Raw genomic sequence first — 11,324 nt, forward strand, 5'->3', positions numbered from 1 at the left:
ATACGCAGACCTTCCACCTGGCGCCTCGAATTGCATCAGATGGAGCACTCCGCGATCCTTGAGACTTCCACTCGCGCGCAGCTATGGTGCCAGCCCTGACTTGGAGGTGGCCCCCATGACCGAGGAAGGTTATAGGAACCAAAGCCGCTGAATCTGCGGCCACATGGACACCATCTTCCGAGACCCGCACCGGGAGAAGAGCGAGGTTACTGAGGAATGAGAAGAACACCTCGGTTCGAGCAGCTACTAGCCCGCGCCGAAGAGATCGCCGGAGACCTTGGCCACCAGCATGTTGGAGTTGAACATCTCCAGCTCGCCATCCTAGTGTCGCGCGTGTGAAGTAGTTTTACGGTTGGGTTTGTGAAATCATGGGGCATGGCGAATCGACCTGCCCCGGCATTGATGTTGCGTCCCGGCGATCGCGAGGAGCTCGAGAGGATGACCCGTTCGCAGTCGATGTCGGCGGGGATGGTGCAGCGGGCGCGGATCGTGTTGCTGGCCACGGAGGGTCGGCGCAATGCTGAGATCGCGGAGCTGGCTGGAGCGTCGCGTCCGAAGGTGAATCTGTGGCGATCCAGGTATGAGGACAAGGGCATCGCGGGCCTGGTCGATGAGAAACGTTCTGGCCGGCCGCGCACGATTGATCACGCGGCGATCGTGACGGCGACGTTGATGCCGCCGCCGAAGAGTTTGGGCGTGACCCACTGGTCGTCGCGGTTGCTGGCGGCGCGGTTGAAGGTCTCGGCCTCGACGGTGGTCACGGCGTGGCGAGCCTATGGGATCAAGCCGTGGCGGGCCGAGTCGTTCCGGTTCTCTACCGATCCCGAGCTGGTCGGCAAGGTCACCGACATCTGCGGTCTGTACCTGGCGCCCCCGGAGAACGCGATCGTGCTGTGCGTGGACGAGAAATCTCAGATCCAGGCGCTGGATCGGACGCAGCCGATCTTGCCCATGCAGCCGGGACTGATCGAGCGGCGCAGCCACGACTACGTCCGGCACGGCACCACCACCTTGTTCGCGGCGCTGGATATCGCTACCGGGCAGGTCACCGCCGCCCTCAAGCCACGGCACCGAAACCAGGAGTTCCTGGCGTTCCTCAAGCAGATTGAGCGGGCCTACCGCGACGCCGTTGACGCCGAGGGAAAGCCGGTCGAGTTGCACCTGGTGATGGACAATTACGCCGCCCACAAGCACGCGAACGTCAAGGCCTGGCTGGCTGACAATCCCCGCTTCAAGGTGCACTTCACCCCGACTCACGCCTCGTGGATGAACCTGGTGGAGGTCTGGTTCGGGATCGTCGAACGCCAGGCCATTCGCCGAGGGGTCTTCACATCCGTCAAGGACCTCAACGCCAAGATTCGGGCCTTCATCGACGGCTGGAACAACCGCTCACACCCGTTCGTCTGGACGAAAACCGCCGAGGAAGTCCTCGCGAAAGCCAACCGTAACAACACTTCAAATGCGGACCACTAGCAACGCGCGGCGCAGGTAGTTCACCACCTCGGGACGCCTGACCAGCATGTCGACAACCGCGTCGTTGCGGATCCGGGCGATGTCGGCGCCTGGGATGTCCACGGGCACCGAGGCAAGTGCGGTAGCGAAATGCTCTACGACCAGTCGCTCGACCGCCTCGCGAAGGCCGTCCTTTGTGCCGTAGTGATGGACCACGAGACCCACCGTCACTCCGGCCGCGGTTGCCACGGTTCGCAACGAAGTGCCGTCCTCGCCGTTGGCGGCGTAGAGATCCAGTGCGGCGTTGCGGATGCGCGCCTTGGCAGTGAGATCCCGGCCCGCGGCGCCTGGAGCGGAACGATTCACGCGGTTCCCCTTCAGTTGCGGTCGAGCCTACGGACCCCAAACTAGACTATACGTCGGTACCGCTTACTGTATGTTCGTACAGTACAAGGTGTCCCGGCTCAGTCGGCCTTGTCGACCTGACTATCGTGCCGTCGACAGCCAGTTGCTCAGGCCACCCGCATCGGGCCTCAGGGCCCCTTGGACGTCCCGGTCAAAGGTTGGCTCACGGGTCGGACGTGCGGGTGTCGGCGATATCTCCGTCGCCACAAGCCGAGGTATCGCACCCAGTACAACTTCATCGACAGGAAGGTCTGGGCATGGACACATTTCGCGACAAGGCCGGCGAGCCGATAGGTACCGATATCGACAACTGGGTGGCCTCGTTCACGCGCATGGAATCCGGTTCCTCCGAGCTTCCTCCCCACCACCCCAACTGCCTTGGCTGTGGACCAGAGAACCCGAATGGTCACTTCCTCTCGGTACGGCGTGACGGAGACGGCGTCGTCGCACACCACCAGTTCGACCAGCGCCACGTCGGGGCACCGGGCATTGCACACGGCGGCGCGGTAGCGACCGTGATTGACGACCTCTTCGGCTTCTTGCTGTATTCGGTCGGCGAGCTCGCCGTGACGCGCCGTCTCGAGCTCGAGTATCTTGCGCCAGCACTACTCGACACCCCGTACATCCTGCGCGCTGCAGTTCGGTCTCGCGATGGCCGGAAATTGGACCTCAAGTCCACGATGGAGGATGCAGAGGGCCGCACTGTTATTACTGCCACTGCCCTGTTCATCGTGGTCGAGGTTGAACACTTTTTGCAGTCACAGAGAAACTCGAGGGCTTAGGCCAAACTCACCGCCGCGAGCACCAGGCCCGAATACGTCGAGGGTGTCGGCGGAGCCTGAAGCTATTGAACGCCACGCCCAAAGAAAGGGCGAAGCTGAAGGCACCGTGCATTGCCAGTTGCCCTGTACGAGTCAACCAAGTGGCAGCGCTACCTACGACGGAACCCCGTCGGCGGGTGGCCGGTCCAGTGCTTGAAAGCGTGTGAAAAGCTGGCGAGGTCGCTATATCCGAGGTCCGTGGCGATCTCGCTCGCGGACACAGATCCGTCCAGTAAACGAAGAATCGCGTACTCAAGAATGATCGACTGGCGCAGTCCGCGATAGGTCATCCCTTCCTCAGAGAGGCGCCGCTTAAGTGTGCTCGTAGAGATGGAGAGTTCGTCTGCAATCCACTGACTTCCACAATCTGCGGGACGCTTCTCTATCAGACGTCTCACCTTGTCCGAATACGAGGCGATTTTACTCCGCTCGTCGAGCCTTCGCTGCAAGTCACTGATAGCGAGTCGATACGCCACGGGGTCAGAGAACCGGCAGACGTGATTGACCGCGTCAACGGGAAAATGCAGAATGGACAGTGAAGCGTCAAATACCAGGCGACCAGCTAACCAATCCTGATCCACGGGCAGACCTTCCGGAGCGGGCCAACCCAGTGAGAGTGTGATGTCTGGTGCATCGCCAACGAGTATATTCAGCAGCCTCAGCAGGACCGCACCACAGTAGGTGACCACTAGGGAGTCTAGGACTCGATCGCCCGTCTGCCCATTGAGCGCGACAGACACTCCGTGTCCACCTGCGTAGAACTGCGCACTCAGGGCTGGGGTTATTAGCGGCAGGTAGGCAAGCAATTCCAATATCTCGCCTGCGGAACCTGCGCTTACTAGTGGGACGCTTAATGGTCCGAAGGACGTCAGATGAGCATGCTGGGCGAACGCCAAACCGAGGGTCGTTGCTTGGTCAACGTCGAGGTCGGGCAAGGCTTCCCTGATCCACCGCAGGGGAACTTGGGCGTTGATGGCGAGAAGTGACTCGACGTCGCTTCGCTCACGATCCATGATCTCGCGAAACCGTGCAACGGCGTCTTGCTCCAGAACTGGGCTCTCAAGTAACTGCGCGAACACGAGCGGTGGCACGCCCTCGCGATCAAGATTCATCGCCCCCGCCTTCTGAGCCAAATTAACAAGCTTCTGCCCTCAATCAACCTAGCCGCAGTCGTCGTTGTTAGCAATGCTGTGAGCAGCTATTACCCGAACAACCATGCAGGAGCCAGCGATGACAGTCGTAACCTTCGTCTCACATGACGGAGAGAAGCACGAGGTGCCCTTGGAGGAGGGGCAGTCACTCATGCGGATCGCCGTCAACAACGCGGTGCCCGGAATCGACGCCGATTGCGGAGGCGAAGCCGCGTGCGGCACGTGTCATGTCATCGTTGATCCGCAATGGTCCGACGTGGTGGGCCTCTCGGGAGCAAGTGAAGAAGAGATGCTCTCAATGAACCCCGAACGGCTGCCGACCTCCCGACTGTCGTGCCAGATGACCGCGTCCGCGGATTGGGACGGCCTTACCGTCCAGGTGCCAGAGTTCCAGATGTAACGACGTTCCAGATGTAACGACGAAAGACAAGGTGAGACACGTGAAGGTTTCCGATACGATCGGCGACAAGGTTCAGTCGGCCATCCCGATGGATCTGCAGATCCGGGGCGCCCATCTGTACGACAGGACTCGGCGCTGGGTGACAAGGACGAATGGGAAGAAGCTCTTCGTAGAGAAGCCCATCCCCCCCGTCGAGGACGTCGAACTCGCCGACATCGACCTCAGTAATCCCTTTCTCTATCGGCAAGGACGCTGGCAGTCCTACTATGAGCGCCTGCGAAACGAGGCTCCGGTCCACTTTCAGCCCAACAGTGCGTTCGGGCCGTTCTGGTCAGTGACCCGACATGAAGACATCATCGCGGTCGATAAGAACCATGAGGTCTTCTCCGCCGAGCCGATGATAGTGATCGGGGCCCCGCCTCGTTTTCTCGATATTGAGATGTTCATCGCGATGGACCCACCGCGCCACGACGTGCAGCGAGCAGCTGTGCAGGGGGTGGTGGCGCCTAAGAACCTGCGCGAGATGGAGACGCTCATTCGGTCTCGGGTTCGCGAGGTACTAGACGACTTGCCGGTGAATCAGCCGTTCGACTGGGTCCAGACTGTCTCGATCGAACTGACAGCTCGAATGCTCGCGACGCTCTTGGACTTCCCCTACGAGGAACGTCGCAAACTCGTGTACTGGTCAGATATTGCAACTTCGTTCGAGGAAGCGAACGGTGGTCCTGCGGACCTCGACGAGTCGTTCGACGGAATGCGCGAGATGGCGAGCGGTCTGAGTTCTCTGTGGTACGACAAGAAGGCTCGGTTAGCAGAGGGGGAGGAACCCGGTTTCGACCTGGTCACCATGCTGCAGAGCAACGAGAACACCAAGGATCTGATCGACCGCCCGATGGAATTCATGGGCAACTTTGTGCTGTTGATCGTCGGAGGGAACGATACGACCCGGAACTCGATGAGTGGTGGCGTTCTGGCGCTGAACCGGTTCCCAGACCAGTTCGAAAAGCTCAAGTCCAACCCTGACCTGATCCCCAACATGGTCTCCGAGATAATCCGGTGGCAAACGCCGCTGGCCTACATGCGCCGAATCGCCAAGACTGACACTATCTTGAACGGTCAGTTCATCCGTAAGGGTGACAAGGTCGTGATGTGGTACGCCTCAGGCAACCGCGACGAGCGTGTGTTCGAGCGGCCCGATGACTTCATCATCGACCGGGCCAACGTCCGCAACCACATCTCCTTCGGGTTCGGCGTACACCGGTGCATGGGCAACCGACTGGCCGAAATGCAGCTGCGGATCCTCTGGGAAGAGCTGCTCCCCCGCTTCGAGAACATCGAGGTCGTCGGCGAACCCGAGTACGTGCAGTCCAACTTCGTTCGCGGCATCAGCAAGATGATGGTGCGCCTCACCCCGAAATCCGGCACATGACATCGCAGCGAGCCCTCATCATCGGTGCCAGCCATGCCGGAGCCCAACTCGCGGCGAGCCTACGGCAGGACGGGTGGAGCGGTGAGATCGTCCTCATCGGCGAGGAGCCCACGGTGCCCTACCAGCGCCCGCCACTGTCGAAGGCGTATCTCGCCGGGAAAACCACCCTCGACGAGATCACCATCCGCAGTTCGGACTTCTACTCCAAGCAGCGAATCCAGCTTCTCAACGCGCACGTGGAGGCGATCGACCGCTCGGCTGGGCACATCGTTATGAGCACCGGCGACACACTGACATACGACAAGCTCGCGCTGTGCACGGGAGCCCGCCCTCGTCAGCTCCGCGTTCCTGGGGCCGATCTCCCCGGGGTCCATTACCTTCGTACCGCCGCAGACGTCGAGAAGATCCGCACGTCCGCCACCCCCGGGCGGCGAGTGGTGATCGTCGGGGGCGGCTACATCGGACTTGAGACGGCCGCCTCACTACGGGCACTGGACCTGGACGTCACCGTGCTCGAGGCGACCACTCGCGTCCTCGAGCGGGTCACTGCTCCCGACGTATCAACGTTCTTCGAGCGGATCCACCGAGAGGAGGGCATCGATATCCGAACGGGCGCCAAAGTCGCAGCATTAGTCGGAGACGACTGCGTCCGCGAGGTCACACTATCTACTGGCGAGTCGATCCCGGCTGATCTGGTCATCGTGGGCATCGGTGTTGAACCGAGAACAGAACTCGCCGACGCTGCGGGTCTCGTGGTCGACAACGGCATCGTGATCGACGACCATGCCCGGACCGAGGACCCCGACATCGTGGCCGCCGGAGATTGCACAAGCCATGACATCGCCCGTTACGGCTGCCGTATACGCATGGAGTCCGTGTCGAGTGCGGGGGAGCAGGCCAAGGTCGCCGCCTCGACCATCTGCGGAAAATCTAGGAAGATCGAGGCGCTTCCCTGGTTCTGGTCAGATCAATACGATCTCAAGCTGCAGATCGCCGGTCTCAACACCGGTTACGACGAAGTCGTCCTCAGCGGTGACCCCACCCGGGACCGCGACTTCAGCTGCTTCTACCTCCGTGATGGCGAACTCCTTGCTGCAGACTGCATCAACCGCCCCCGCGATTTCATGCTCAGCAAGCGAGCCATCACCCAGCAGCGTCCTTTCGTCCGGACCGATTTCGCCCATACGGGTTCTCCCGATTCCTTTCGCAATGGGTAAGCCAGTCCCGAGCGAGACTCGCACGGTCAGCGGCGGAGCCTCGACGAACGGCGCTGACATCCCACTGGCGCAGCAAGAGAGCCCGGTTCGTGCCCGCCTGCCGTTCAGAAAGGAACTCTGATGACTCGCCAGACGCTCATCGAGAACTATCCACATCGGGTCGGGGGGCACTGCGGCTCAGCCGCGATGCGAGACCTCCTGCACTGGCAAGGCCTCGGCTGGGAAGGACCGCCCGATGAAGGTCTCGTCTTCACCCTCGGGGGGTCACTTGGCCTGTCCTACTTGCGCTCGAGCGACCTCTTCCCGCCGCTTTATCTGGTAGGGAGAGACTCCGATTTCGAAGTAAATCTCCCCCATCTACTGGGCGCACAGGTCCAAGTGCTCACGACCGACGATCCCCGAGAAGGATGGTCGTGGATTAGCCAGGAGGTCGATGCCGGAAGGCCAGCCCTGATATGGGGCGACATCGCGGAGTTGCCCTACCTGCGGGTTCGGCTCCAAATGAGTCGCCACGATATCGTGGTAATTGGTTACGACGAGGCGGAGAGGATCGCCTTCGTTGTTGACAACGACCGTGCCGAGGTCCAAAAGGTTCCGTTCGACGCTCTCGCTCGAGCACGGTCGTCGATGTCATTCCCACAACCGACACGTCACACCACGTACCGCATCGCCTGGCCGCATGAGTTACCAGACCTTGCGCAGGTTGCCGCAGCGGCTTTCCGTCAATCGGCAGCGAACATGCGCCACCCAACTCCGCCAGGAGTCGTTGATCTCACGACCGCGGTGAGCGGTTCCGAAGGCTTAGCAGCGGTCGCCCAGCTCGCCGCTGATGTCCGGACTTGGTCCCATCTACCGGCTGACGAACTCGAGATCCTCTTATTCAGCTTGAGCGCTTTCATCGAGAAGGCCGGCACCGGTGGCGGCCTGTTCCGAAAGCTGCTCGCTGACGGCTGCGCGGACGTGGCACGTTTGACCGGTGACCTCGCGACCGAAGATCTCGCCGTAGCCGCCAGACACTGTGCACAGACATGGACGGAGGCCGGCCGAGCCGGGATCGAGCACGAGGTCGATGTGCGTACTCGGCTGGAACGTGTGGCTTCGGCGGTTAGCCTCCTGCCCACGCTCGAGCTTCAACTGGCTGAAGCTCTGGAGTCAGCTTCGCGATCGCTTGCAGCAGCCTGACTAATCGGGAAGTCAAAACTGGACGGTAGAAGTTCCGGCCGCACTCAGACTGCAGCGGATGGCTCGCCGCCGCTCGCACCGAAACGACCGGGCTCTAGGGTTGCCTCGCCACCTCCCCGGCGACCTCGGCGATCGAGCGGTCACACCCATCCGACAAGAAGAAGCCCCGATTTAGCGAGATCCGCCGGCGCCAGGGCGGTTCAGGTCGTGGATGGACTCGGCCGGGATGGGTTTGTCTCCCTGCTTGCGGGCAGCAAGAAAATCATCAACAAGTTGCACGCATCCGTCGTGGTCGACCGTGCAGAGCCCAGTAAGGCGAGCGAACACGACGGGACCCAGGAGTTGAACAATCGCGAAGGTGGTGTCGATGTTGCCGAGCTGCGCCTGTACGTCAGGCTGTGTGAGGATGTGGTCAAAAGGCTGCCGGTACTCCTCGATGACTCGACTGCGCAGTGAGGTGATCGCGGCCGAATCGGCAGGATCGCCGCCGACTGATCCGATTGACAGCCAAGCCAGAGTCGTAATGTTCAGCGGCGCCTGGTCAATCAGGTCGGCTTGGGCCGTGAGAAGCGCGATGAGTTGGTCTCGTACCGACCCACTGTCGGCAGAGACCTCGACGCGAGGCAACAGCCGCTCGAAGGTCGCCGCAAGCAACTGGGCGGTCCCGCCGAAATGCCGATAGAGCGTGGCCCGCGCAACCTTTGACATTCGAGTGACCGCCTCGACGGTAACCGCCTCTACACCGCCAGTGCTCAGGAGATGCGTGGCAGCGTCGAGCAATCGTTTTCGTGAGCGCAGCAGTCGCGGATCGAGCTGATCGTCGTCCGTAGCGGGCCGGTCAGCACTCCAGTCGTTCACGCTCTCCCCTTCGGCCGACGGTCACTTCTCGTCCAAGCTAACCTGTCCAGCCAGCCGGATACTGTGATACTACTTGTCTCAGACCAAGACCGACCATCTCACAGCAAGGGGCCGGCGATGCACTCACCCCAACAGACCATCACCGAGTCATCCCGGTGGACCCGAGCCGAATGGTGGATGCTCACGGTGTCGTGCCTAGCCGTGGCGTTGGTGGTCGCGGCCATGGCCGCGCTGTATTCGGCATTACCGGAGATTGCGGTAGAGACTGGAGCGACGCAAGCCCAGCTGACCTGGATCGTCGACGGCTACACGCTGGTACTGGCGTGCCTGGTCCTGCCCGCTGGAGCGATCGGTGACCGCTATGGCAGACGCGCGGTTCTCGTAATAGGCCTGGCGATATTCACCATGGCGTCCGCACTTCCCCTTCTGCTGTCTGACCCGGCCTGGTTGATCGCTGCGCGAGCGATTGCCGGGGCGGGCGCTGCACTGGTAATGCCCTCGACGCTATCGATTCTGACTGCTGGCTTCGCCGCCGTTCATCGCGGCCGAGCAGTAGGTGTGTGGGCTGGAGTCGCCGGCTCCGGAGCAGTGTTAGGCATCCTCGGCGCCGGGGTGCTGCTTGAGCGCTGGTCGTGGGTGTCGGTATTTGTCGGACTGACCGCAGCGGGAGCCCTACTGGCCGCGCTGGCATGCACGATCGCTGAGTCCAGCCAGCATGATCACCCTCCCGTGGACTGGGTGGGCGCGGCGGCAGCTGCAGTCGCGGTTGCGGGAATCGTATTCGCCACGATCGAGTTTCCCGCGCGGGGCTGGGCCGACCCGATCGTTCTCGCCAGCGCCGGGGCCGGTATGTTGGCGACAGCCTTTTTTATCCTGATTGAGCTGCGATCCTCGGCCCCCTTGTTGGATGTTCGGTTGTTCGCCAAGCGCGGCTTCAGCGCCGGCTCGTTGTCGGTGGCCATCCAATTCTTGGTCACTTTCGGGGTATTCCTACTCCTGGTGCAGTACCTGCAACTGATCCTGGGATACGGACCGCTGGCCTCGGCGTTGGGATTGGTGCCGATGACGGTCCCCCTGATCGTGATCTCGGTGATCGCCCCCCGACTGTCACAGCGATTTGGACTACGAGTGATGACCGTCGCCGGTCTGGCGACCATCGCAGTTGGCCTGATGCTGGTCAGCCGGATGACCGTCGACGCACGTTACCTCGACCTGCTATGGCCGCTGTTGATCATGAGCGCAGGGCTCGGACTATGCACAGCCCCAGCGACCTACGCGATCATCGCCGAAACTCCGGAGAGCAAACACGGGGTCGCCGCCGCAGTCAACGATGCGGCCCGCGAGATCGGCGCTGCGATGGGGATCGCAGTGGCCGGCAGCGTGCTGGCCGCCGGATACACCCGCCACATCCAACCCGCCCTGCCTCAGTTACCCGAACCTGCCCGCGGTCCGGTCTCCGACTCCCTGGCCGCCGCCCTAGAGATCGCCGCACAAGCCGGACCAATGGCGCAACCATTGGTCGACTACGCCAAAGAGGCATTTGTCAACGGCAGCAGTCAGGCCACACTTACGTTGGCAATCCTCACCGCCGCAGCCGCAGTCTTGCTAGCGATCCTTGCCCCGGGCACTGCTCCGCGTGACCACAAGACCACGGCCAGTTCCACAGCACCGGCACACCGGGACAGCGTCGGATAGGTGGCCCGTCCGGCTTCCGGCTGCACTGACTCGTGCCTGGAGAAACTGCGCAAGGTCAGCAAGAACCGCGGTCCCTCCCGAGTGCCGAATCTCGGCGGTCGAGCTGCTGTGGCTAGCGATACCCACCATCTTCAGGGCGGGGTCAGTGGCTGGTGTGTGGCTTTCGCCGTTATATGGCGGGGTTCTGTCGACGCTCTGTGGCGGCATCTGCTCATGGCGATACACGCGAGCACCGGTCTGGTCACAGATAGCGGCAGACGGTCGTGGTGTCGCATTTGGTGGGGTCGCTGGTGGTGGCACTGTGGTGAAGGTGCGCGACGGTGTGTCGCAGTGCTTGCAGGTCGGCGATTTGGCGGTCCAGGTCGCCCAGGTGGGCTTCGAGCAGGGCGTGCACGTGCTGGCAGGGTGCGACTCCGGCGTCGCGGATGTCGAGGATCTCGCGAATCTGGGCCAGGGTGAGCCCAGCGGTGCGGCCGCGGCGAACGAAGTCCAGGCGCGCCAGGGCCGCAGGGGTGTAGTCGCGGTATCCGTTGGCGGTGCGCTCAGGCGCAGGTAGTAGGCCGGCTTCTTCGTAGAAGCGCAGCGTCTTGGTTGTGGTGCCGCTGGCCACGGCCAACTCACCGATGCGCACAGTGGCCCCTTTCTCGGCTCTCGTCCATGTTCGCCTTGACCTTCCCCTGCGCTGGAACGTCCACTGAGTATTTGAGGGTTTGG

The 11,324-nt window shown here is 62.0% G+C and carries 11 protein-coding genes and 1 pseudogene; 8 read left to right on the top strand and 4 right to left on the bottom strand.

From position 1 onward, the window contains the following. The first annotated feature begins 216 nt into the window (after positions 1-216). Together H483_RS40525 and H483_RS25130 are read left to right on the top strand one after the other, a co-directional pair. Positions 217-339 carry a Clp protease N-terminal domain-containing protein gene (locus H483_RS40525; RefSeq protein ID WP_152427884.1) on the top strand — a complete coding sequence of 41 codons (123 nt, stop codon included), beginning with the start codon at positions 217-219 and terminating at the stop codon, positions 337-339. A gap of 36 nt (positions 340-375) precedes the next feature. Further along, complete coding sequence (locus H483_RS25130) at positions 376-1,473, top strand: IS630 family transposase (protein WP_031264626.1); 1,098 nt, start codon at positions 376-378, stop codon at positions 1,471-1,473. Here H483_RS25130 and H483_RS25135 read toward each other — a convergent pair. Continuing rightward, positions 1,471-1,818, bottom strand: a pseudogene (locus H483_RS25135) (TetR/AcrR family transcriptional regulator); the annotation flags it as partial. The gene H483_RS25130 and the pseudogene H483_RS25135 overlap by 3 nt on opposite strands. Positions 1,819-2,114: 296 nt before the next feature. Here H483_RS25135 and H483_RS25140 point away from each other — a divergent pair. Beyond that, positions 2,115-2,639: a PaaI family thioesterase gene (locus tag H483_RS25140; RefSeq protein WP_017836045.1), complete on the top strand. Its 525-nt coding sequence runs from the start codon at positions 2,115-2,117 to the stop codon at positions 2,637-2,639. Positions 2,640-2,788: 149 nt separating this feature from the next. Here the strand turns inward: H483_RS25140 and H483_RS38465 are convergent, their stop codons facing one another. Further along, positions 2,789-3,790 carry an AraC family transcriptional regulator gene (locus H483_RS38465; RefSeq protein ID WP_031264629.1) on the bottom strand — a complete coding sequence of 334 codons (1,002 nt, stop codon included), beginning with the start codon at positions 3,788-3,790 and terminating at the stop codon, positions 2,789-2,791. 118 nt (positions 3,791-3,908) lie between these two features. Here H483_RS38465 and H483_RS25150 point away from each other — a divergent pair, with 118 nt between their 5' ends. From H483_RS25150 to H483_RS38470, 4 genes are all read left to right on the top strand, one after another. Next, positions 3,909-4,229, top strand: a complete 321-nt coding sequence (locus H483_RS25150; protein ID WP_007633708.1) for a 2Fe-2S iron-sulfur cluster-binding protein — start codon at positions 3,909-3,911, stop codon at positions 4,227-4,229. 88 nt (positions 4,230-4,317) lie between these two features. Next, positions 4,318-5,658 (top strand): cytochrome P450, encoded by a 1,341-nt coding sequence (locus tag H483_RS25155; protein WP_371204028.1) that lies wholly within the window; start codon positions 4,318-4,320, stop codon positions 5,656-5,658. Continuing rightward, on the top strand, positions 5,655-6,875 hold the full coding sequence (locus H483_RS25160) for an NAD(P)/FAD-dependent oxidoreductase (RefSeq protein WP_017836048.1): 1,221 nt from the start codon (positions 5,655-5,657) through the stop codon (positions 6,873-6,875). The genes H483_RS25155 and H483_RS25160 overlap by 4 nt, the downstream gene beginning before the upstream one ends. Before the next feature lie 120 nt (positions 6,876-6,995). Beyond that, positions 6,996-8,057: a BtrH N-terminal domain-containing protein gene (locus tag H483_RS38470; protein WP_007633702.1), complete on the top strand. Its 1,062-nt coding sequence runs from the start codon at positions 6,996-6,998 to the stop codon at positions 8,055-8,057. A gap of 171 nt (positions 8,058-8,228) precedes the next feature. On the opposite strand, the gene H483_RS25165 is transcribed toward H483_RS38470, so the two are convergent. Beyond that, on the bottom strand, positions 8,229-8,915 hold the full coding sequence (locus tag H483_RS25165; protein WP_031264630.1) for a TetR/AcrR family transcriptional regulator: 687 nt from the start codon (positions 8,913-8,915) through the stop codon (positions 8,229-8,231). Between the two features lie 117 nt (positions 8,916-9,032). On the opposite strand from H483_RS25165, the gene H483_RS25170 reads away from it, so the two are divergent. Continuing rightward, the gene (locus H483_RS25170; protein ID WP_031264631.1) at positions 9,033-10,610 is read left to right on the top strand and encodes an MFS transporter; all 1,578 of its coding nucleotides are present in this window, start codon (positions 9,033-9,035) and stop codon (positions 10,608-10,610) included. Positions 10,611-10,851: 241 nt separating this feature from the next. On the opposite strand, the gene H483_RS25175 is transcribed toward H483_RS25170, so the two are convergent. Then, positions 10,852-11,241 carry a heavy metal-responsive transcriptional regulator gene (locus tag H483_RS25175; RefSeq protein WP_007928756.1) on the bottom strand — a complete coding sequence of 130 codons (390 nt, stop codon included), beginning with the start codon at positions 11,239-11,241 and terminating at the stop codon, positions 10,852-10,854. Positions 11,242-11,324: the final 83 nt, after the last annotated feature.

This window comes from Dietzia sp. UCD-THP (assembly GCF_000349585.1).
GTDB lineage: Bacteria > Actinomycetota > Actinomycetes > Mycobacteriales > Mycobacteriaceae > Dietzia > Dietzia natronolimnaea_A.